The organism is Variovorax sp. PBS-H4 (assembly GCF_901827205.1).
Taxonomy (GTDB): Bacteria; Pseudomonadota; Gammaproteobacteria; order Burkholderiales; family Burkholderiaceae_C; genus Variovorax.
The window spans coordinates 83,292-104,657 of the sequence record NZ_LR594675.1 but is presented as its reverse complement, the minus strand read 5'-3'; the positions used below and the strand labels follow the sequence as shown (position 1 = coordinate 104,657).

Below are 21,366 nucleotides of genomic sequence, written 5' to 3'. Positions count from 1 at the left end.
GCTGGTGTTGCCCCCGGTAGGGGGTGGGCGCCCGGACACGAAGTGCCGGGCAACCTGGGGGCGAGCAACAATCAAGCGAAGCGGACGTATTCGAAATCCACCGGCTGGCGGTTGATGCCCATCACCGGCGGCGCGATCCAGCCCGCGAACTTGCCGGGGTCGACCACGCGGCCCATCAACGATGCCACGAAAGCGAAGTCTTCGGGCGTGGGCAGCCACTCGCTCTTCTTCGCGGCCCACTCGGCCTCGTTCACCACGCGGCCATCGGGCGACATCTTGATGCCGGCCAGCGCGCCGATCTGGCGGTTGAAAGCCTTGTGCGGAACCGTCAGGCGGGTCGGGATGCCGGCCTTCTCCAGCACCTTGTTCCAGCGGCTCACGCCGGCCACCGAGTCCTTGATGAAGTCGTCGCGCAGCACTTCGTTGAGCGCGTTCAGCATGGGCACGTCCTTCTCGACCAGGTGGCCGTTCTGGACCTCGAGCACCTTGTAGGTCTGGCCCTTGAGCACGTGGTCGTCGGTGCGCTTGCCTTCTTCGTAGCGGCCCTTGAGGCCCGAGCTGTAGAAGATGGCGGCATTGCTCGACTGGTCGGCGCCGAACAGGTCGATGGTGACGCTGTAGTGGAAGTTCAAATAGCGCTGGATGGTGCCCAGGTCGATGGCGCCGGCCGCGCGCACCTTCTGCGGGTCGTCGGTCTTGAGCTCGTTCATCACCTGCGCCGTGCGTGCGAGCACGCGCGAGACGCCGCTTTCGCCCACGAACATGTGGTGCGCTTCCTCGGTCAGCATGAACTTCGTGGTGCGCGCCAGCGGGTCGAAGGCGCTCTCGGCCAGCGCCGACAGCTGGAACTTGCCGTCACGGTCGGTGAAGTAGGTGAACATGAAGAAGGCCAGCCAGTCCGGCGTCTTCTCGTTGAAGGCGCCGAGGATGCGCGGGTTGTCCTGGTCGCCGGACTCGCGTTGCAGCAGCGCCTCGGCCTCTTCGCGTCCGTCGCGGCCGAAATACTTGTGCAGCAGGTAGACCATGGCCCACAGGTGGCGGCCTTCCTCGACGTTGACCTGGAACAGGTTGCGCAGGTCGTACTGGCTCGGGCAGGTCAGGCCGAGATGGCGCTGCTGCTCGACCGATGCGGGCTCGGTGTCGCCCTGCGTGACGATGATGCGGCGCAGGTTGGCGCGGTGCTCGCCGGGCACGTCCTGCCAGGCCTTCTCGCCCTTGTGGTCGCCGAAGTGGATCTCGCGGTTGGCGTCGCCGGGATTCAGGAAGATGCCCCAACGGTAGTCGCGCATCTTCACGTGGCCGAACTGGGCCCACCCTTGCGGGTCGACGCTGACGGCCGTGCGCAGGTAGACCTCGTAGTTCGTGGAGTCGTCCGGGCCGACGTCGTCCCACCAGTTGATGAAGTTGGGCTGCCAGCCTTCGAGCGCGCGCTGCAGCGTGCGGTCTTCGCCGAGGTTGACGTTGTTGGGGATCTTCTCGCTGTAGTTGATCGTGCTCATGACAGTCCTTTGTCGGATGGGGTCGGGAACCTGGAATCGCCTTCCGTGGCGAGCGAAGCGCAGCCTGTTCGGGGAACACCGCGGAACCGGCTTTCCCGGGCCGCTGGTGTTGCCCCCGGCGAGGGGGTGGGCGGCCACACGAAGTGGGCCAACCTGGGGGTGGTCTTGGTCACACGCGGTTGAGGTCGAAGCCGGCTTTCTCGCCGGTGCCGTAGACCTTCAGCGCGCCCTTCTCGCCGACGGCGTTCGGGCGGTTGAAGATCCAGTTCTGCCAGGCGGTGAGCCGGCCGAAGATGCGGGTCAGCATGTTTTCCTGGCTGGCGAAGCGCAGGTTGGCCTCGAGCCCGGTGAGCGCATCGGGCGACATGGCGGCGCGCTCCTCGATGGCGATGCGGATCTCGTCGTCCCAGTCGATGTCGTCGGGCGCGGCGGTGACCAGGCCGAGCTTGAGCGCTTCGTCGGCATCGAGCGGCTTGCCGGCGGCAGCGCGGGCGGCCTCGAGCGGCGCGGTCTCTTCATAGAAGCGGCGCTGCAGGCGGCTCTGGTCATTCACCATCGGGAAGAAGCCGAAGTTGAACTCGTCCAGCACCAGCTTGGGTGCCTGCTCGGACGCGTCGGGCAGGGCCAGCATGTAGGCGCGGTCGGCGGCAAAGGCCAGCTCTGCCAACGTGCCTGCGAAGCATGAGCCGGACTCGATCAGCGCGAACAGGCTGCGCGAGGAGACGTCCAGGCGCGCCAGTGTGCGGCGCAGCGCACCGATGGTCTCGCGAACCAGCCAGTGGTCCTTGTTCCCGAGCAGGGTCTGGTCGCTGGCGAGCACGGCCTGGGCATCGCCCTCGGTCTTGAGCAGCCAGGTGCCGATGTCGAGCTCGTTGGTGCGCAGGTTGAGGATGGCGTCGTCGAGCTGGCGGGCCATCGCGAGCGGCCACCAGGCGGCGCCCGCGGCCTCGATGGCGGCGATGTCGGTGGGCTGCGCGCCGCTCGGTGCCTTGACGGTCAAGGTGGCGGTGCGGCGGGCGCGGTCGATCTCGACCGTGACGAACTCATAACGGATGCTGTCGGGGCCGTCCTCGCGCTCGATGCGGGTCAGGGTCACGCCCTTGGCGTCGGCCGGGCGCTCGCTGGCCTCGGCCAGCTTGGCGGCGCGTTCCTGCACGGCGGCGCCGAACTGCGCGGGCTTGGCGATGGCATCGACCAGGCGCCATTCGACCGCACGCTGCCCGCGCACGCCTTCGACGCTGGTGCAGAAGATGTCGGCCAGGTCATGGCGCACGTGGCGCTTGTCGGTGACGCGGGTCAGGCCGCCGGTGCCGGGCAGCACGCCCAGCAGCGGCACCTCGGGCAGCGAGACGGAAGAGGAGCGGTCGTCCACCAGCACGATCTCGTCGCAGGCCAGCGCCAGCTCGTAGCCGCCGCCCGCGCAGGCGCCGTTGACGGCGGCGATGAACTTGAGGCCCGAGTGCTTCGACGAGTCTTCGATGCCGTTGCGCGTCTCGTTGGTGAACTTGCAGAAGTTCACCTTCCAGGCGTGGCTGGAGACACCCAGCATGAAGATGTTGGCGCCGGAGCAGAAGATGCGGTCCTTGGCGCTGGTGACGATGACCGAGCGCACTTGCGGATGTTCGAAGCGCACGCGGTTGAGCGCGTCGTGCAGCTCGATGTCCACGCCCAGGTCGTAGCTGTTGAGCTTGAGTTTGTAGCCGGGGCGGATGCCGCCGTCTTCCGCGATGTCCAGCGACAGGCGGGCCACGGAGCCCTCGACGCTGAGCTTCCAGTGGCGGTATTGGGTCGGGTCGGTGCGGTAGTCGACGTGGGCGGGGTGGGCAGCGGTCTCGGTCATGTCGCGGTCTCCTGGGTGCCTGGGGTCAATGAACAATAGTGCAGTTAGCGGTCAGCGCGACATGCATCATCATGCATGTTTGCAGGCGAGTCAAGTTGCTGGCGACTTTTTTACAAAGTAGTCCGATTACGCCGGCGCCCTGGCCTTTCAGCCCCGGCTCATCGCCTCCCGCACCGTCGTGCGCAGGGCATGGAAACTCTGCGCCAGGTCCTGCCCGCCGGTGTCCACGCTGAGGTCGGCCTTGGAATAGAAGGCCGCCCGGCCGGCGAGGATGCGGCGCAGGTCGTCCATGGCTTCCTTGCTGGCCGCCATCGGGCGCGTGTCGCCCTGCGCGGCGACGCGGCCCATGTGCTCCTCGGGCGCAGCCTGGAGCCAGACGGTGGTGCAGTGCGACAGCAGCTCGTTGAAGGTGGCGGGGTCGGAGACGATGCCGCCGGGCGTGGCGATCACCACCTCGCTGTAGATCTGGATCGCCTCTTCCAGCGCCCGGCGCTCGTAGCGGCGGTAGGCGTTGGTGCCGTAGAGGTCGTGGATCTCGCGCACGCTGCAGCCGGCGAGCTTCTCGATCTCGCGGCTCAGCTCGATGAAGGGCACGTCGAGATCGTCCGCGAGCATCTGGCCGAGGGTCGATTTGCCCGCACCGCGCAGACCGACCAGCGCGATGCGGCGATGGCGGGCGGGGTCGCCGGCCGCGGTGCCCAGCAGTTCGCCCAGGGCGATGCGGGCGCGCCGCAGGTCGGCCTCGCCGCGGCGCTCCAGCAGCTCGCGGATGAGCAGCCATTCGGGCGAGCTGGTCGTCACGTCGCCCACCAGCTCTGCCAGCGAGCAATGCAGCGCGGTCGCCACTTGCTGCAGCACCAGGATGGAGGCATTGCCGATGCCGTATTCGAGATTGGCCAGGTGGCGCTCCGACACCTCGGCTGCCTGCGCCACCGCCTTGCGCGTGAGGCCCCGGCGCGCACGCAGGTTGCGTACGCGTTCCCCCAAGGCCACCAACAGCGGGTTCTTCGCTTCCTCGGCTTGCGGGGCCGCATCGGCGGATGCGCTCAGCACCGCCTCGGCTCGGTCATTCATGTCGTTCCTTCCGCTGCGCGGTCCGGTCGTATTCGGGTAAACACCAAAGATGCACTATATTGCTTGACACCTACGGGGTCAGTGCTTATGGTTCATGCACAGGCAAGATACTGCACGCAGCCGTTTGCCGCAAGTTTCGTTTTCCTTCCCACCCTGAATGAGCCCACCACGATGTCCAAGGAAAGCTTCCACCAGATCGTCGCCGACGTGACCTCGCAAATCGCCGGCCGGCCGCTCGATGCCGAGCTCGACCGCTGGCTCAACACCGTGCATGGCGTGGGCAGCGAGAGCTACGAGCAGCTGAAGCAGGCCTGCATCGACGGCGTTGCCGAAGGCTGGCTGTGCGACCGCGAGGGGGGCGGCATCAAGTACGGCCGCGTGTTCAAGGCGGCCGACGAGCTGCACCGCTTCTCGGTCGATGTGGTGGACATGAAGGACATCGAGGGGCCGCACCACACGCATCCGAACGGCGAGGTCGACCTCATCATGCCGCTGGAAGGCGACGCGACCTTCGACGGCCGGACGGCGGGCTGGTGCGTCTACCCGCCGGGATCTGCGCATCACCCGACCGTCGCTCAGGGACGCGCCCTCGTGCTCTATCTCCTGCCCGAGGGACAAATTCAATTCAATAAATGACGCTCTCCCCCAGGTTGGCTCACTTCGTGTAGCCGCCCACCCCCTCACCGGGGGCAACACCAGCGGCCCGGCAAAGCCGGCTCCGCGGTGTTCCCCGAATGAATACCGGAGTCAATGACATGCCCGAACTTCTTTCCAACTATGTCGCCGGCCGCTGGCAGGCGGGCAACGGCGCCGGAACGCCGCTCTTCGATCCGGTGCTGGGCACCGAGCTGGTTCGCGTCGACGCGGGCGGGCTGGACCTGGCAGAGGCCTTCGGCTTCGCGCGTGAAACCGGCGGCGCGGCCCTGCGTGCGCTGACGTACCGGCAGCGCGCCGGCCTGCTGGCCGCGGTCGTGAAGGTGCTGCAGGCCAACCGCGATGCCTATTACGAGATCGCCACCGCCAACGCCGGCACGGTGAAGAACGATTCCGCCGTGGACATCGACGGCGCGATCTTCACGGTCGGCCAGTACGCCAAGTGGGGCGATGCACTGGGCGACGTGCATGCGCTGCGCGACGGCGACGCGGTCAAGCTGGGCAAGGAGCCCGTGTTCCAGTCGCAGCACCTGCAGGTGCCGACGCGCGGCGTCGCCCTCTTCATCAACGCCTTCAACTTTCCGTCGTGGGGCCTGTGGGAGAAGGCGGCACCCGCGCTGCTCTCCGGCGTGCCGGTGATCGTGAAGCCCGCCACGGCCACCGCCTGGCTCACCCAGCGCATGGTGCGCGACGTGGTCGAGGCCGGCGTGCTGCCGGCCGGCGCGCTGTCGATCGTCTGCGGCAGTTCGGCGGGGCTGATGGACCAGCTGCAGGGCTTCGACCTGGTCTCCTTCACCGGCTCGGCCGATACCGGCGCGGTGATCCGGTCGCATCCCGCGGTGGCGCAGCGCTCCGTGCGCGTGAACATCGAGGCCGACAGCCTCAACTCCGCCCTGCTGCTGCCCGACGCCGCGCCCGACAGCGAGGCCTTCAAGCTGCTGGTGCGCGAGGTGGTGCGCGAGATGACGGTCAAGGCGGGCCAGAAATGCACCGCGATCCGCCGCGTGCTGGTGCCTCAGGCCTTGTACGACGCAGCGGCCGAGGCGATCGGCGCGAAGCTCGCCGGAATCACCGTCGGCAATCCCCGCAACGAGTCCGTGCGCATGGGCTCGCTGGTGAGCCGCGCGCAGCTGAACGCGGTGCGCGAGGGCCTGGACGCCCTCAAGGCCCAGGCCGGCGTGTTGTACGACGGCAGCCAGGCGCCACTGGTCGATGCCGATCCCGCGGTGGCGGCCTGCATCGGCCCGGTGCTGCTGGGCGCGCGCGATGCCGATGCAGCGCAGCAGGTGCACGACGTGGAGGTCTTCGGCCCGGTCGCCACCTTGCTGCCCTATCGCGACCTCGACCACGCGGTCGCGCTCGCGCATCGCGGCCACGGTTCGCTGGTGACCTCGCTCTATGGCGCCGACGAAGCCACGCTGGGCCAGGCCGCGGTGCAGCTGGCCGCCAGCCACGGCCGCGTGCATGTGATCACGCCGGACGTGGCGCAGGCCCACACCGGCCATGGCAACGTGATGCCGCATTCGATGCACGGCGGTCCGGGCCGCGCGGGCGGCGGCGCCGAGCTGGGCGGGCTGCGCGCGCTCGACTTCTATCACCGCCGCGCCGCCATCCAGGCCAGCCCCGGCGTGCTGGCGCAGTTGGGCTTGCAACCCCAGGCTTGATCCAGAACACAGGACTTGAGGAGAGAACACGATGAGCCTGCCCGCCCGATTCAATTTCGCCGAACACCTGTTCGCCCTCAACCGCGGCCGCGCGCAGAAGATCGCGTACGTCGACGACCGCGGCGCCCTGCCCTACGGCCAGCTGGAAGAGCGCGCGCGCCGGCTTGCCGCTGCGCTGCTCGCCGCGGGCGTGAAGCCTGCAGACCGCGTGCTGCTGCTGATGCACGACAGCAGCGACTGGCCGGTGAGCTTTCTCGGCAGCCTCTATGCCGGCATCGTGCCCGTGGCCGTCAACACGCTGCTGACTTCTGACGACTACGCCTACATGCTGGCCAACAGCGACGCCAAGGCCGCGCTGGTGTCGGGCGCGCTGCTGCCGGTGCTGCAGGATGCGCAACGCAAGGGCTCGCATGCGCTCAAGGCACTGTTCGTGTCGCAGCCTGCCGGCGCGGTGCCCGAGGGCGCGCAGGAATTCGAGGCGGCGCTCGCCGCGCACGAACCGCTGGCGGAGCCTGCCGCGACTACGCCGCAGGACCATGCCTTCTGGCTCTACTCCTCCGGCTCCACCGGCAAGCCCAAGGGCACGGTGCATACGCACGGCAACCCGTGGTGGACGGCCGAGCTCTACGGCAAGCCGGTGCTGGGACTGACCGAAGACGACGTCTGCTTCTCTGCGGCCAAGCTCTACTTTGCCTACGGGCTGGGCAACGGGCTGACCTTCCCGCTGTCGGTGGGCGCGACCGTGCTGCTGATGGCGGAGCGGCCGACGCCCGATGCGACCTTCAAGCGCTGGACCTCCGAGCACAAGCCCACCGTCTTCTTCGGCGCCCCGACCGGCTTCGCCGGCATGCTCGCTTCCCCCAGCCTGCCGGCGCGCGAGCAGGTGTCGCTGCGCATGTGCTCCTCGGCCGGCGAGGCGCTGCCGGGCGAGCTGGCGCAGCGCTTCAAGCAGCACTTCGGCTGCGAGATCATCGACGGCATCGGCTCCACCGAGATGCTGCACATCTTCATCTCCAACCGGCCCGGCGACATCCGCTACGGCACCACGGGCCGCCCGGTCGAGGGCTACGAGATCGAGCTGCGCGGCGAGGACGGCAAGCCCGTCGGCGTCGGCGAGGTGGGCGACCTCTACATCAAGGGGCCGAGCACGGCGGTGATGTACTGGGGCAACCCCGAGAAAAGCGCCGAGACTTTCCGCGAAGGCTGGACCAAGAGCGGCGACAAGTACTCGCGCGACGCCGACGGCTACTACACCTATGCGGGCCGCAGCGACGACATGCTCAAGGTCAGCGGCATCTACGTCTCGCCCTTCGAGGTCGAGGCCACGCTGATGCAGCACCCCGCCGTGCTCGAGGCCGCGGTGATCGGCAAGGAAGACGCCGACGGGCTGACCAAGACCAAGGCCTACGTGGTGCGCAAGGCGGGCCAGCACGTGACGGACGAGGAACTCAAGGCCTTCGTGAAGGAGCGCCTCGCACCGTACAAATACCCGCGCTTCATCGAGTTCGTGGAGGAGCTGCCGAAGACGGCCACCGGCAAGATCCAGCGCTTCCGGCTGCGCGAGCGGGAGAGATCATGACCCCCACGTTCGGCACTTCGTGTCCTCTCTGCCCCCCGAGGGGGCGCCTTTCGCCTTGGGGCGGCCCGGCGGCGAAACCGTGAGCACGGGCTCCGAATTCGCCGCCATCCGCTGGCGGGGGAAAGATGTGCGCGTCGAATACCTGCGCATCGCCCCGGAGCGCACCGACGCCCCGCTCCTCGTCTTCCTGCACGAAGGCCTCGGCTCGATCGCGATGTGGAAGGACTTTCCCCAACGCCTGTGCGACGCAGGCGGCTTCCGCGGCCTGGTGTTCTCGCGCCCCGGCTACGGGCGCTCGACGCCGCGCGGGCCGGAGGAGACCTGGGACGTCGACTTCATGCACCGCCAGGCCCACGAGGTGCTGCCGGCCTTCTTCGACGCCATCGGCTTGCAGGAGAAGCCCTGGCTCTTCGGCCACAGCGACGGCGCGTCGATCTCGCTGCTGTACGCGGCGCGGTTCCCGGAGCGCGTGGCCGGCCTGGTGGTGCTGGCGCCGCACATCTTCGTCGAGGACGTCACCGTGGCCAACATCGAGCAGGCCCGGCTGGCCTACCTCGGGACCGACCTGCCGAAGAAGCTGGGCCGCTACCACGACGACGTCGACTCGGCCTTCTGGGGCTGGAACCGCATTTGGCTGCATCCGCCCTTCAGGCAATGGAACATCGAGGCCGAGCTCGACTCCATCCGCTGCCCCGTTCTCGCCATCCAGGGCATCGACGACGAGTACGGCACACTCGCGCAGATCCGCGGCATCGCCGAGCGCGTGCCTGGCACCGCACTGGTGGAACTCCCCGACTGCGGGCATTCCCCGCATCGCGACCAGCCCGAAAAGGCGATAGTTGCGACCGTTTCATTCATCAACGACGACAGGAGATCTCCATGACCACCCGCACCACAGCACGCAGCACGCTCACCGCCCTCGCGCTGGCCTGCATCGCCACGCTGGGCCACGCCCAGCAGGGCAAGCTCAAGGTCGGCCTGATGCTGCCCTTCAGCGGCACCTACGCCGCGCTCGGCACGGCCATCGAGAACGGCTTCAGGCTCAATGTCGAGGAGCACGGCGGCAAGCTCGGCGGCCGCGAGATCGAATACATCAAGGTCGACGACGAGTCCGACCCGGCCAAGGCCACCGACAACGTCAACAAGCTCATCAAGCGCGACAACGTCGATGTCATCGTCGGCACCGTGCACTCCGGCGTCGCGATGGCGATGGCCAAGGCCGCCAAGGAAAGCGGCACCGTGCTCATCGTGCCCAATGCCGGCGCCGATGCCGTGACCGGCCCGATGTGCGCGCAGAACATCTTCCGCAGCTCGTTCTCGAACTGGCAGCCCGCCTACGCGATGGGCGAGGTCGCGGCCAAGCAGGGCAAGAAGACCGCGATGACCATCACCTGGAAATACGCGGCCGGCGACGAGTCGGTGGCCGGCTTCAAGGAAGGCTTCGAGAAGGGCGGCGGCAAGGTGCTCAAGCAGCTGACCGTTCCCTTCCCCAACGTCGAGTTCCAGGCACTGCTGACCGAGATCGCGGCGGCCAAGCCCGACGCGGTGTATTCCTTCTTCGCCGGCGGCGGCGCGGTGAAGTTCGTCAAGGACTATGCGGCGGCGGGCCTCAACAAGACCATCCCGCTCTACGGCCCCGGCTTCCTGACCGACGGCACGCTCGATGCGCAGGGCGACGCGGCCCAAGGCATGCTCACCACGCTGCACTATGCCGACGGCCTCAACACCCCGCGCGACAACAAGTTCCGCACCGACTACGCCAAGATGTTCAAGCTGCAGCCCGACGTGTACGCGGTGCAGGGCTACGACGCCGCGCAGATGCTGGCCATCGGCCTGAACGCAACCAAGGGCGACATCACCAAGAAGGCCGAGTTCGCAAGCGCCATCGAGAAGGCGAAGATCGACAGCCCGCGCGGCACCTTCACCGTCGGCAAGTCGCACAACCCGGTGCAGGACGTCTACCTGCGCAAGGTCGACGGCAAGGAGAACAAGGTCGTCAACGTCGCCGTGAAGGGTCTCGCCGACCCGGCACGCGGCTGCAAGATGTGATCGGACTGCAACCCTGAAAGTGATGACCTGTCGTGGACTTCGGTACCTTTCTCGTCCAATGCCTGAACTCGGTTCAGTACGGGCTTCTGTTGTTCCTGGTGGCCTCCGGACTGACGCTGATCTTCGGCATCATGGGCGTGATCAACCTGGCCCACGGCAGTTTCTACATGGTCGGCGCGTACATGGCGTTCGCGCTCGCGCCGCTCTTCGGTGACCAGTTCATCCTGATGCTGCTGGCGGGCGTGGTGCTGACCGCGCTCTTCGGCTACCTGCTGGAGTGGGCCTTCTTCAGCTACCTCTACCAGCGCGATCATTTGCAGCAGGTGCTGATGACCTACGGCCTGATCCTCGTCTTCGAGGAGCTGCGTTCGATCCTCGTGGGCAACGACGTGCACGGCGTGCCCGTGCCGCCCTGGCTGAGCGGCAGCTTCGCGCTCGGCGACCTCATGAGCTACCCGTGGTACCGGCTCTTTGCATCGGCCGCCTGCATCGTGCTCGCGATCGGGCTGTACTACGTGGTCAACCGCACGCGGCTGGGCATGATGATTCGCGCCGGTGCCAGCAACCGCGACATGGTGCGTGGGCTGGGCATCGACATTCGCCGGCTCTACCGCATCGTCTTCGCGGCCGGCGTGGCGCTGGCCGCGTTGGCGGGAATGATCGCGGCGCCCATGTCGTCGGTGTATCCGAACATGGGTGCGAGCGTGCTGATCATCTGCTTCGTCGTGGTGGTGATCGGCGGCATCGGCTCCATCACCGGTGCGCTGGTCGCGTCGCTGCTGGTGGGCTTCGTCGATACCTTCGGCAAGGTGTTCTTCGCCGAACTGAGCGGCATCGGCGTGTACGTGCTGATGGCGATCATCCTGATCTGGCGCCCTGAAGGTTTGATGGGGCGCAAGACCTGACATGAAAAACTTTTCGCACTACCTGCCGCTCCTGTGTGCCATCGCGCTCGCGGCGCTCGGTCCTTTCCTCGGCCCTTATCTTGGTGACCTGGTGGTCAAGGTGATGATCCTCGCGATCTTCGCGCTGAGCCTCGAACTGCTCGTCGGCATGACCGGGCTGGTGAGCCTGGGCCATGCGGCCTTCTACGGCATCGGCGCCTATGCCACCGTGCTCGGCTCGGGCAAGGAAGGCGGATCGATCGCCATGCTGCTGCCGCTCGCCATGGGCTGCGCGGCCGGCTATGCGCTGGTGACCGGCGCCTTGAGCCTGCGCACCCGCGGCGTGTACTTCATCATGGTCACGCTGGCCTTCGCGCAGATGGCCTTCTTCGTCTTCCACGACACCGCATTGGGTGGCGGCAGCGACGGCATCTACATGTACATCCGCCCGGCGCTGGGTGCGCTGGACATGGAGAACAGCAAGGTGCAGTTCTACTTCGTGCTCGGTGCGCTGGTCTTCACCTACGGCCTGCTGGCGCTGATCCGCCGATCGCGCTTCGGCGCCGCGCTGGCCGGCATTCGCGTCAACGAGCAGCGCATGCGCGCGGCGGGTTTTCCGGTGTACGGGTACAAGCTTGCGGCCTTCGTGATTGCGGGTGCGCTTGCCGGGCTGGCGGGCTTTCTCGTGGCGTCGCGCGATGGCGTGGTCAACCCCGAGCTGCTGGCCTGGCACAACTCGGGCGAGGTGCTGCTGATGATCATCCTGGGCGGCCTCGGCCACCTGCGCGGCGCCGTGATCGGCGCGGTGGCCTTCACGCTGCTGAAGGAGCTGCTGTCCACACATGCCATCGTCGGCCCGCTCGCCGACCACTGGCAGTTGACGCTGGGCCTGGCCATCATCGCCTTCGTCGCACTGCTGCCCAAGGGCATCGTCGGGCTGCGCGTGCGCGTGATGCCGAAGAAGGAGGCTGCGGCATGAGTCGCACGGCCGCTCCGAAGACGAATGGCACCGTAGCCGACGCGAAGGGATTGCAATGACGAAGTTGCTGGAGGTCGAGGCGCTCACGCGCCGCTTTGGCGGCCTGGTCGCGGTCAACAAGGTGACGCTGGACCTGCATCGCGGCGAAGTGCATGCGGTGATCGGCACCAACGGTGCGGGCAAGTCCACGCTGATCAACATGCTCTCGGGGGAGATCGCTGCCTCCGACGGGCGCATCACCCTCGACGGCGAGGACATCACCCGGCGCGCGCAGTTCCGCCGCGCGCTGGCGGGCGTGGGGCGCAGCTACCAGCGCACCACGATCTTTCCGGAGTTCACCGTGCTGGAGAACTGCCGCCTCGCGGCGCAGGCCGCGGCGCCGAAGCCGTGGGCCATCTGGCAGGCCTCACAGAGCTGCGACTACAGCAACGGCGCCGCGCGCGAGGCATTGGAAGCCGCCGGCCTCTCGTCCGTCGCCGGCCGTATCGCCGGCACCTTGAGCCACGGTGCCAAGCGCCAGCTCGAGGTCGCGATGTGCCTGGCCACCAAGCCGCGCGTGCTGCTGCTCGACGAGCCGCTGGCCGGCATGGGCGCGGAAGAGACCGAGCGCATGCTGGCCCTGCTCGCGAACCTGAAGGCCACGCACGCGATCCTGCTGGTGGAGCACGACATGGATGCGGTGTTCCGCATTGCCGACCGCATCACCGTGATGGTCAACGGCACCGTGATTGCAACCGGCGACCCGGCGTCGATCCGCGTGAATCCTGAAGTGCGCACGGCCTACCTGGGCGAGGACCATTGAGATGCTGCAGATCGAAGGGCTGAACACCTACTACGGCGACAGCCACATCCTGCGCGGCGTGGATGTCTCGCTGCCGTCAGCGACCTCCGTGGGCTTGCTCGGGCGCAACGGCATGGGGAAGACCACGCTGATCCGATCGCTGATGGGCTATGTGCGGCCTGCGTCGGGGCGGGTGAAGCTCGACGGCAATGACGTCACCGGATGGGCGCCCGAGAAGATGGCGCGTCGCGGCATCGGGTATGTGCCCGAAGGCCGCGGGATTTTTCCCAATCTCTCGGTGCGCGAGAACCTGGTGATGAGCGCGCGGGCCGGGATCGATGGCAAGCGGGAGTGGACCTTCGACCGGGTGATGACGACGTTTCCACGGCTGACGGAGCGGCTGTCGCATGGCGGGCAGCAGCTGTCGGGTGGGGAGCAGCAGATGCTTTCGATCGGGCGGGCGTTGATGACGAATCCGCGGTTGCTGATTCTGGATGAGGCGACTGAAGGGCTGGCGCCGCTGATCGTGGCGGAGATCTGGCGAGTGATTGCGGATATCCGGGCTACGGGGATTGCGACGCTGATCGTGGATCGGGACTGGCGGAAGGTGCTGGGGCACACCGAGCAGGCTGTGGTGATGGAGAAGGGGAAGATTGTCAGGCAGGGGCCTTCGGCGGGGTTGTTGGCGGAGCCGAAGGTGTTGGAGGAGTTGTTGGGGGTGTGACCAAGAGGGGATGCAGCAGGAAAAATGCGCTACCCTCCCCGGCCGACAACGAGGGAATCGAGCCGGAGCATGAGAAATCCAGAGTTGGTTCTGAGACAAGGGAAGACGCAGGGCATGCATCAAGCCGCTCTGTTTGCTTTGCGAGCTGACCCGATGGCAACCCGCAAGTCGCCTGTCTCGCGAAAGTCGCAAAAACCAATTGGCGCGCAGGCGCTTGTTGACGACATACGAAGCCTGATCGCGGACGCTCGTCTTCACGTTGCCACGACGGCCAATGCAACGCTGACGCTGCTGTATTGGCGCGTCGGGCAACGCATTCGCACCGAGGTGCTTGGCGGGGATCGTGCGGAGTACGGCGAGCAGATTGTCGTAACGCTGTCACGACAATTGAGCGCCGAGCACGGTAGCGGTTTCAGCGATAAGAACCTGCGCCGCATGATCCAGTTCGCCGAGGTTTTCCCCGACGAGAAAATTTTCGCGCACCGCCTATGCTTCAGCTATGAACCATGACAGCCTAGTACGGGCGATCTCGTCACTTTTTCCTGGGCTTACGACAGACCCTCCATCGGGCAACCCGCCTTCGGGCCAAACATCGTTCTGGATTCCGGGCCTGCCTCGGGACATAGGGCGCGTCGTCCGCGTAAGGAGGAGCGACTTTTACTTGAAGAAGGTGGCATCGGCGCGCCCACCGAGCAGCGACGAGCAAAGTTCTATAGACGGACCATTTGATGGCAGCTCGGAAGCTCTCCGGATGCTGGTACAGAAGGAGATCGAAATAGTTCGCGCGTCAGCGAACGCGCGCGGGATCCAGCTTCCGATGAACCTTGCGGCGGATGACGGGGATCAAAACTCCAAGGCCGGGTCGAATCCTGATGATGACCATCAGCGCGACCGGAACCCGCAAGGGGGAGTTGGGCCCGGCGAGCTTAAGGGGCCCGATGAAGTCACTCTCGAACGTATCACAAGAATCTCATACAACTCAGCCGGCTGGCACCATCCCACGGGCGAAGCGGCTACGCAGGAGCACAGCAAAACCTACAACAGCATCAACGGCTTTGGTCATGAAGATTGGTTGTTTCGGAATGAGTGGACAATCAATGGTTGGCGTTACGCATTTATTCAAGGCGTTAGCAAGAGTAGGAAGGCTTTAGTTAAAACCCTCCAGCCGGTCGACCTGACCTTGTTTACCGTTGATTCCAACAAGCGCCGGCGATACGTAGCGTACATACGCGAAGCAGAGGCTCTGGACGATCAACAAGCCGATGCGGCTGTGTACGCGTTTAGGCAAGCAGGCTGGCTCGCGACAATGCAGAATGAGATTGCCGCAGTGGGGGGTGAACCTGCTGCACTTGGCAATGCGCGATGGGCGTCACACATTCTCAACGTGCGGTTCAAGGTCGAAAACCTCACGCAATTCCCCCCTGAGGCCTATGCCCAAGCAGGGGACCCGATTCTGCAGCTGAATCGTTACCAGCTCTACAAGGTCGCTCCCTCACCTTCGGGAGTCAACAGTCACACCCGTGCGGGCTGCGAGTTACCACCTACTATTCGGTCTTTTATTCGGAAAGGGAGTGCCGCGCGTGAAGTCTCGCCCGAGCACGCCAAGATGCAAGCCCAGTTAATGTGGGAGTTGCAGAACGAGAATCCTGATGCGCGTGTTGTGCGAGAACAGGACTACATTGATGTCCTAGTCGAGACAGGCGAGAGCATTTTTCTTTACGAAATCAAGTCGGATCTTTCGCCGAGGAGTGTGTTGCGTCAGGCGATTGGCCAGTTGCTAGAGTACTCGCATCGGATGCCAAACCCTGACCGGAAGACCGTCACCTTGATCGCCGTTGGCAGGTCTCCCCTATCTGAAGGGGCTTCAGACTTTCTGCAAAATCTTCAGCAGGCTCGAGGCCTTCCGCTGGCATACCGTGTTGTAAAGATCTAGCGCGCACCTTCGGAACTTCGCTGTCGGTGCGCGATATCCGAGCATCTGGCAAGCAGCAGCTCTTTATCGCAACGCGCAGCAGCGCGGCTTCGCATTCCTTGACCGACAAAGCGCATCACGCTCCTCGATTCACACATCGGGGGGAGGGTTTTGTCGCAAACGTCGACGGCGCCGGCGAGCGGCTCGGCGCAATCATGGACTAGGTCTTTATTGGCTTGATCATGCAAAGGGACCATGGCGGCCCGTCCGCCTCTCGCGCAGGCACAGCGTTTTCGACGCGCCACACCGTACCCGCGCGAAGGGCGCTCGTCGTCTCCTCATGCCTTCTTCAGCACGAGGATGAGTTCACGCTTGGTGGCAGCTCCCGTCCTCCGCGAGCGCCGAACGTCCGGGATCTCGTCTTCGATGACCTGCTTGACTTGAAGCGTCGGGTATTCCGCGACAAGCTTTGCGAACATCCGCTCAGCGGGATGCGTCGTCACGCGCTTGCGAAGCACCGTTTCGCCGATGATCAGTACGCAGTGCCCACCAGATCGCAGGTACTTCAGCGCGTTGCTGGCGAAAGCCGCCGTGATTGCGTCGGACTGACCCTGCTTCTCTGTCGGCTCCGGCGAGTAGTCGGCGGTGCTGCGATCAAGGAACCACATCCGAAGTCTGTTGTCTCGGACGTAGTCCAGTGCATTCATGTACGGAGGGCTCGTCACAATCGCGTCCACCTCGCGGTCGAGTGACAATGCAGCTACGTCCACCCGGCCGACTTGGAGCACTCGATCGCGCTCGATCACACCGCCGGCCTTGTACGTTCGCTGCAGCTTGGCCTCTAGCCGCGGCCGCAGCGCGCGTTCCGCATACATTTCCGGATATTGGGTGCGCGGGTACTTCCGATCTCGGAGATACGGGACTAGGTGACTACTCGGATACGAGAGAAACCCGGGCCGTTGATGATGCAGGATGCTGAGGAGACAGGCGAGCAAAAACGGATCGTCCTGCTCCAAACACTCATCCGCAAAACGCAGGGCGTCCTGTAGCGTCTCCGGATGAAAGAACTTGCTTACCCAGTTCGGGACGGAGTCCTCGGCGTAACGTGGTCTGAGCTTCGCCCCGGCGAGTCTCACCGCCAGTTGCTCATTCGCGGCCTGAAGCGATCCTGGGGCCTCCAGCTTCGCCCTCGTGAGCGTTACCGCGTACGGATTCGAGTCGAACGCCAGCACACGTCGTCCGAGGATCGCCGCCTCGAGAGGCACCGTACCCGAACCCGAGAAGCAGTCCAGGACTACGTCATCAGGGTCGGTGAACTCGAGCAGCAGCTGTCGCGCAATGACCGGCTTGAGCTTCCCAATGTAGGGCGCGAGCTGATGCAGCCGAGAGTCCGCGGTCGAGGCGGATGCCTTCCACTCAACGGGCGCTCGCTCCGCCCCGACCGCAAGTAGCGTGGCCATCGTCACCACCCGGCAGTCCCCGCGATTTCCTCCCGAGCCGCTTCGACCAGCGGCACGAGCGCGGCAACGGACGAGGCGAGCGCTTGGTGATTGTGCGCGGGGTCATATTGCAGCGCCTGAAGGTTCATCGTCTCCTCCATAACCCGCAGCGTGCCCGCGCGCACCGAGTTCTGTGGCATTGCGATGTAATGGGGGCGTGCACCTTCAAAGCGATACGCGTGATCTTCTAGCAGCAGCTGCATGTCCGGATCCCGCATCGATGCGCCGAGGAATACAAACGTGTGAGTGACAAACAGTCCCCGCAGGAGCTGGTAGAAATGGCCGTAATCGCGCCGCGCTAGGGCGTACTGACTACGGGTGAAGATGGTCTGATCGGGTACGTCAATGGTGCCATGCACCTTCAGAACGACTCGATCTTGACGGCGGAACACGTCTGCGACGTCTTTGTCGTAGTAGTTCTTAACGATGACGGTATTGTCCTGGAGCTGATTTGCCCGATTCTCGTATAGCTTGTCGAAGTTGGTCGTCATCACCAAACGCGAATCCACCAGACTCAGATCGTCGTGGATCTTCGCAGGCCGGTAACCATTACCCGAGAACTCCTTGAGCATCTCAGTCTTGAAGACGGGAGGCGACAAGTATTTGCGGCACAGCTCGCACGCGGTGAGCAAATCTGCATCGGTGACGCACTGCTCCACTTCAGCGCGCTGCGTCGCATCGATCATCAACGACGCCAGATGGCGGAGAAAGTCCTTCCACTCACGCGGATGCACTCCCTGCGCGCTTTCCGCATTCCGCGAGACCCCGGCCCCCAAGAAAAGCACCGAACGTCGGGCGGCGATGTCCCGCACTAGGTCAGTTGGCCACTCAATCATGCCGAAGCTCCGCGCTACGGCGCAGGTTTCGCATGAGCGACTCCGCCAGCGCACGGATGAACTCCTGATACTGCCGCTGCTGCTGATATTGTCCACCCGACAGCCCTTCACGTCGCGTCAACTTGTGGATTGGTGTATGTGCGGACTGAGCCAGAGGGACGAGGCTGAACATGTGCGGCACGTCGCCAAGTCGCACGTCGTTGACGGTGAGCGGCGGAGCTATGAACGGACCAAGGCTGTCCAAGATCTCCTTTGGGATCTTCGCCAAAATGGCCTCGTATGCGCCGGTCGCTCGCTTTTCGTCACGAATTGTCTTGGTGATGTACTGCTGCACCGTATAGCCGACGAACCGCGCCATCACACCCGACGTAGTGCGCACCTGCCCAGCGTAGTCCTGAAGCGTGGCCTCGTGTCGCGAGGTCACCTGGGCGTAGGCTTGATCGTAGTACCGCCGCCACTGATCGATCCAATTCGCTATGTTCTCAATGCCGATGAGGCTGAAGATGTCGCAGCCCATAGGCGCCATGAAGTAGTCGACGCCGATGAGGATGGATCGATTCAGTGCGCCCAGACTCGGCCCAACGTCGTACACGATAAGGTCGTACTGCGGCTTTAATTGGCTGAGGAGCTGGGTGTTCCAGTTGGATACGCGCGCACCGCCTAGATCCGCGCCCATGAACTGTGTCCAGTTAGTACTCAGGCGATCCTCGAGAAGCGCGACGTGCGGGTGCCCCGGCAGCACCGAGATACCGAACCGGTTCGTTTCCGGCCCAGCGATCTTGTGCGTCGCTTCGAGCGATGCATCTCCCTTTAGTAAGGGAAGTAATACCTGCTTGAGCGAGTCCATGTTGGACAGGCCGGCACTGGACTCGTACAGTTGCTCTGTCGTCTCGTCTGGAAGAACCAGCTGCGTGGCATTGCACTGCGGGTCGGCATCGACGAGGAGGACGTTGAGCCTCTCCATCTCGGCGAGGTATGACGCGACATTGCACGCGAGCGTGGTCTTCCCGACGCCTCCCTTGTTGTTGAAGAAGCACAGACTTCCGAGCGCTGACATTTTTTAAGGGAGGGTTGATTAGTCGGACTGCAGGTTCGCCGAATGATAGCTGCGCACATGGTGTGTGCAACCGTTGACCTCGTACAGCGTCCCGTTGGCTCTCGCGCTGGTTGCGCCACCCGTGACCGCCCTGTGCAGTCAGCGGCGAGTGTCCTGCCTTTGCCAGAGGGAGCAACCGCTGCGTAGCGGACAGGTCCGTTTGGTGGCGACGACGGCCTGCGTCGCGTCAAATGAGCACTCTAGTCCGTAGACTCATCGTCCTCACTTGATGACGATCACCTGGTGAAAAACGACCCTGCGAAATTACTTCAGTCGCGCACCCGGCAAAAGCGCAGCGAGCACGCCTTGCTCCGCCACATCTCCAGCGAACCTCTCCCTCTCGTTCTAACGGGTGACGAAAACCTGCTGACCGTCAGTGCATTGTTCCGAGCGGGTCATGTCGACGCCGTAATGCGTGTCGTAGTCGATCCACTCGGCGGTGGTCCACAGGTCGGCGTCGTAGTCACCGAGATCACCCCCTCAGGTTGGTTGCTGCTCCAGCGTTCCCGATCGTAGCCACGCATCGCACCAGCGCCCCCACGCAGCTAATGATCAAAGTGAAACGCCACCAATGCCCGCACCCCCGACCGCCGCGAAGTCACCCGATCCGCAAAGTTCCGCAACAGAAACCCGGCCAGCCTCCGCTCCCCATCCTCCGAATCCACAATTTCATCCACCGTCGGCCGCTGCTCCGGCAGCTCCAGGTCGGCACCTTCGTACGACAGCTGCAAGTCAAGATTGAACTCGTCGAATGAAGCTTGAATAGCAAGCGGCCCCGAGGCAATGCCCAGCGACAGCAAGGTCTCCACCGATTGCACCAGGTTGAACTTGGCGCGCCCGATGACGTCGCTGCGCGCGCCCCACGCAGCCCCGTGCTCGTCGAGAAACTGTTCCAGCGCAACCGGATCGATCGCGCCCGGCGCCACCGTCATCGACACACTGCGTCGAAGGCCGATGCGAAACAGCAGGTTCAGCCCCAGTCCCACCAGTGTGCCCAGCACCAGCGAATTGCCGAACGACGGCCGCAGGGCCGCCGGCAAAACCATCACCAGCCCAGGAAAAATTTCAACCGCCAGGCCGAACACGATGGCCAGCCCGATCACCAATGTCTTGCGGGCATCGAGCAGCCGCGAGGTCATGATCAGCAAGCCGTTGATGACGATAAAGGTCGACGAGAACACCAGCGCTGCCCCGAGCACCGGCCGCGGGATGAGGTTGAACAGCATGCCCAGCTTCGGCATGAAGGCGAACAACAGCAGGATCGCGGCCACCGACCAGCCGATGCGCCGGCTGACCACGCCGGTCGCGGTCGCCAGGCCGACCGCACCGGTCGACGAGTTGATGCCGGGCGCGCCCAGCGATCCGGCCGCGACCACGCCCAGCCCGTCGGCCAGCACGCCGCGGCTGATGGAGCGCATGTCGGCGCGCACCCACCCGGCGTGGCTGGCCTTCTGCGCGGTCGTGACGTTGCCGATCACCTTCAGCACGGCGGCCACCGCCGCGATGACGAAGGGCAGCACCAGCGTCGCATCGAAAGACCAGCCGACCGGTCTCCACGCAGGCAGCGCCAGCAACGGTGCCGTCGCCACCCGGCTCATGTCGAGGGCATCGAGCCGGCCGAGGACCGCGCTGACCAAGCAGCCGGCGCCCAAGCCGATGAGCACGCTGAAGACACGCATGCCGCCACGGCCCCAGACGGCGAGGGCGACCATCAGGGCCAGTGTGCCCAGGCCCAGCAAGAGGTCGATCTGCGCCGGCTGCACGTTGGCTTGCGCGCTGCCCAGTGCGGTACGCAGGCCGACGACGCCGACGGAAATGCCGGCCAGCAGCACGACCAGGCCGGTGATCTCGGGCGTGAAGAGCGAACGCAGGCGCGGCAGCGCGCGGGCCAAGGCCATTTCGAAGAGGCCCGCCAGGATGGTCATGCCGAAGACGGCCGACAGGTCGCCGTTGCGCGCAGCGATCAGCGACGGAACGACGTAGACGACGCTGGGCGAAGGCTGGCAGAGGTAGCCGGAGCCGATGGGCCCGATGGTGATCACCTGCAGCACCGTGCCGACGGCCATGGCGATGAGCGTGGCGCTGACCATCGCTGCCGCCACCTCCGCCGTGCTGCCGGCCGCTTGCGCGATCAGCACCGGATAGACCAGGAAGATCGACATCAGCCCGACATGCTGCAGGCCGCTGAAGATGTTGACGCCGAGGGGAGGGGTCTCGTCGACCCCATAGATCAATCCCACGGGTTTGTGCGACATCGGCTTGCCTTGCTTTGGGGTTGAGGCGCTTGCAGGCGAAG

18 protein-coding genes are annotated in these 21,366 nt (G+C 65.1%); 11 read left to right on the top strand and 7 right to left on the bottom strand.

What is annotated here, in order from left to right:
- Nucleotides 1-71 precede the first annotated feature (71 nt).
- The 3 genes from boxB to E5CHR_RS00475 form a co-directional block, all read right to left on the bottom strand.
- Nucleotides 72-1,499, bottom strand: a complete 1,428-nt coding sequence (gene boxB / locus E5CHR_RS00485; RefSeq protein WP_162577870.1) for a benzoyl-CoA 2,3-epoxidase subunit BoxB — start codon at nucleotides 1,497-1,499, stop codon at nucleotides 72-74.
- A gap of 169 nt (nucleotides 1,500-1,668) precedes the next feature.
- Complete coding sequence (gene boxC / locus E5CHR_RS00480) at nucleotides 1,669-3,339, bottom strand: 2,3-epoxybenzoyl-CoA dihydrolase (RefSeq protein ID WP_162577869.1); 1,671 nt, start codon at nucleotides 3,337-3,339, stop codon at nucleotides 1,669-1,671.
- A gap of 147 nt (nucleotides 3,340-3,486) precedes the next feature.
- Nucleotides 3,487-4,413, bottom strand: coding sequence for a helix-turn-helix transcriptional regulator (locus tag E5CHR_RS00475; RefSeq protein ID WP_162577868.1), 927 nt, complete (start codon nucleotides 4,411-4,413; stop codon nucleotides 3,487-3,489).
- A 171-nt stretch (nucleotides 4,414-4,584) separates the two neighbouring features.
- Here E5CHR_RS00475 and E5CHR_RS00470 point away from each other — a divergent pair, with 171 nt between their 5' ends.
- The 11 genes from E5CHR_RS00470 (at nucleotide 4,585) to E5CHR_RS00420 (ending at nucleotide 15,660) form a co-directional block, all read left to right on the top strand.
- Entirely contained in the window at nucleotides 4,585-5,049 is a 465-nt protein-coding gene (locus E5CHR_RS00470; protein ID WP_162577867.1) for a 4-hydroxylaminobenzoate lyase, read from the top strand.
- Nucleotides 5,050-5,168: 119 nt separating this feature from the next.
- Complete coding sequence (locus E5CHR_RS00465; RefSeq protein ID WP_162577866.1) at nucleotides 5,169-6,731, top strand: 3,4-dehydroadipyl-CoA semialdehyde dehydrogenase; 1,563 nt, start codon at nucleotides 5,169-5,171, stop codon at nucleotides 6,729-6,731.
- Nucleotides 6,732-6,762: 31 nt separating this feature from the next.
- Nucleotides 6,763-8,310 (top strand): benzoate-CoA ligase family protein, encoded by a 1,548-nt coding sequence (locus tag E5CHR_RS00460; protein ID WP_162577865.1) that lies wholly within the window; start codon nucleotides 6,763-6,765, stop codon nucleotides 8,308-8,310.
- A 79-nt stretch (nucleotides 8,311-8,389) separates the two neighbouring features.
- Entirely contained in the window at nucleotides 8,390-9,193 is an 804-nt protein-coding gene (locus E5CHR_RS00455; RefSeq protein WP_162577864.1) for an alpha/beta fold hydrolase, read from the top strand.
- Nucleotides 9,190-10,359 (top strand): ABC transporter substrate-binding protein, encoded by a 1,170-nt coding sequence (locus E5CHR_RS00450; RefSeq protein ID WP_162577863.1) that lies wholly within the window; start codon nucleotides 9,190-9,192, stop codon nucleotides 10,357-10,359. Before E5CHR_RS00455 ends, E5CHR_RS00450 begins: the two co-directional genes overlap by 4 nt.
- Before the next feature lie 32 nt (nucleotides 10,360-10,391).
- On the top strand, nucleotides 10,392-11,264 hold the full coding sequence (locus E5CHR_RS00445) for a branched-chain amino acid ABC transporter permease (RefSeq protein WP_162577862.1): 873 nt from the start codon (nucleotides 10,392-10,394) through the stop codon (nucleotides 11,262-11,264).
- Nucleotide 11,265: 1 nt separating this feature from the next.
- Nucleotides 11,266-12,222, top strand: a complete 957-nt coding sequence (locus E5CHR_RS00440) for a branched-chain amino acid ABC transporter permease (protein ID WP_162577861.1) — start codon at nucleotides 11,266-11,268, stop codon at nucleotides 12,220-12,222.
- A 55-nt stretch (nucleotides 12,223-12,277) separates the two neighbouring features.
- Nucleotides 12,278-13,024, top strand: a complete 747-nt coding sequence (locus E5CHR_RS00435) for an ABC transporter ATP-binding protein (RefSeq protein WP_162577860.1) — start codon at nucleotides 12,278-12,280, stop codon at nucleotides 13,022-13,024.
- Nucleotide 13,025: 1 nt separating this feature from the next.
- On the top strand, nucleotides 13,026-13,727 hold the full coding sequence (locus tag E5CHR_RS00430; RefSeq protein WP_162577859.1) for an ABC transporter ATP-binding protein: 702 nt from the start codon (nucleotides 13,026-13,028) through the stop codon (nucleotides 13,725-13,727).
- Between the two features lie 114 nt (nucleotides 13,728-13,841).
- Nucleotides 13,842-14,237 carry a DUF1016 N-terminal domain-containing protein gene (locus E5CHR_RS00425; protein ID WP_232061901.1) on the top strand — a complete coding sequence of 132 codons (396 nt, stop codon included), beginning with the start codon at nucleotides 13,842-13,844 and terminating at the stop codon, nucleotides 14,235-14,237.
- A 151-nt stretch (nucleotides 14,238-14,388) separates the two neighbouring features.
- Entirely contained in the window at nucleotides 14,389-15,660 is a 1,272-nt protein-coding gene (locus tag E5CHR_RS00420) for a hypothetical protein (protein WP_162577858.1), read from the top strand.
- 317 nt (nucleotides 15,661-15,977) lie between these two features.
- Here the strand turns inward: E5CHR_RS00420 and E5CHR_RS00415 are convergent, their stop codons facing one another.
- From E5CHR_RS00415 to E5CHR_RS00400, 4 genes are all read right to left on the bottom strand, one after another.
- The gene (locus E5CHR_RS00415) at nucleotides 15,978-17,099 is read right to left on the bottom strand and encodes a DNA methyltransferase (protein WP_162577857.1); all 1,122 of its coding nucleotides are present in this window, start codon (nucleotides 17,097-17,099) and stop codon (nucleotides 15,978-15,980) included.
- A gap of 2 nt (nucleotides 17,100-17,101) precedes the next feature.
- Complete coding sequence (locus tag E5CHR_RS00410) at nucleotides 17,102-17,974, bottom strand: SIR2 family protein (RefSeq protein ID WP_162577856.1); 873 nt, start codon at nucleotides 17,972-17,974, stop codon at nucleotides 17,102-17,104.
- The gene (locus E5CHR_RS00405; protein ID WP_162577855.1) at nucleotides 17,967-19,031 is read right to left on the bottom strand and encodes a ParA family protein; all 1,065 of its coding nucleotides are present in this window, start codon (nucleotides 19,029-19,031) and stop codon (nucleotides 17,967-17,969) included. The genes E5CHR_RS00410 and E5CHR_RS00405 overlap by 8 nt, the downstream gene beginning before the upstream one ends.
- Nucleotides 19,032-19,615: 584 nt before the next feature.
- Entirely contained in the window at nucleotides 19,616-21,325 is a 1,710-nt protein-coding gene (locus E5CHR_RS00400; protein WP_162577854.1) for a uracil-xanthine permease family protein, read from the bottom strand.
- Nucleotides 21,326-21,366 lie beyond the last annotated feature (41 nt).

Excerpts from the sequence above, each read along its gene's own strand:
- E5CHR_RS00460 (WP_162577865.1), top strand. The coding sequence starts at position 6,763 with ATGAGCCTGCCCGCCCGATTCAATTTCGCCGAACACCTGTTCGCCCTC.
- E5CHR_RS00470 (WP_162577867.1), top strand. The coding sequence starts at position 4,585 with ATGTCCAAGGAAAGCTTCCACCAGATCGTCGCCGACGTGACCTCGCAA.
- E5CHR_RS00465 (WP_162577866.1), top strand. The coding sequence starts at position 5,169 with ATGCCCGAACTTCTTTCCAACTATGTCGCCGGCCGCTGGCAGGCGGGC.
- E5CHR_RS00435 (WP_162577860.1), top strand. The coding sequence starts at position 12,278 with ATGACGAAGTTGCTGGAGGTCGAGGCGCTCACGCGCCGCTTTGGCGGC.
- E5CHR_RS00400 (WP_162577854.1), bottom strand. The coding sequence starts at position 21,325 with ATGTCGCACAAACCCGTGGGATTGATCTATGGGGTCGACGAGACCCCT.
- boxC (WP_162577869.1), bottom strand. The coding sequence starts at position 3,339 with ATGACCGAGACCGCTGCCCACCCCGCCCACGTCGACTACCGCACCGAC.
- E5CHR_RS00405 (WP_162577855.1), bottom strand. The coding sequence starts at position 19,031 with ATGTCAGCGCTCGGAAGTCTGTGCTTCTTCAACAACAAGGGAGGCGTC.
- E5CHR_RS00410 (WP_162577856.1), bottom strand. The coding sequence starts at position 17,974 with ATGATTGAGTGGCCAACTGACCTAGTGCGGGACATCGCCGCCCGACGT.
- E5CHR_RS00425 (WP_232061901.1), top strand. The coding sequence starts at position 13,842 with ATGCATCAAGCCGCTCTGTTTGCTTTGCGAGCTGACCCGATGGCAACC.
- E5CHR_RS00450 (WP_162577863.1), top strand. The coding sequence starts at position 9,190 with ATGACCACCCGCACCACAGCACGCAGCACGCTCACCGCCCTCGCGCTG.
- E5CHR_RS00440 (WP_162577861.1), top strand. The coding sequence starts at position 11,266 with ATGAAAAACTTTTCGCACTACCTGCCGCTCCTGTGTGCCATCGCGCTC.
- E5CHR_RS00430 (WP_162577859.1), top strand. The coding sequence starts at position 13,026 with ATGCTGCAGATCGAAGGGCTGAACACCTACTACGGCGACAGCCACATC.
- boxB (WP_162577870.1), bottom strand. The coding sequence starts at position 1,499 with ATGAGCACGATCAACTACAGCGAGAAGATCCCCAACAACGTCAACCTC.
- E5CHR_RS00415 (WP_162577857.1), bottom strand. The coding sequence starts at position 17,099 with ATGGCCACGCTACTTGCGGTCGGGGCGGAGCGAGCGCCCGTTGAGTGG.
- E5CHR_RS00475 (WP_162577868.1), bottom strand. The coding sequence starts at position 4,413 with ATGAATGACCGAGCCGAGGCGGTGCTGAGCGCATCCGCCGATGCGGCC.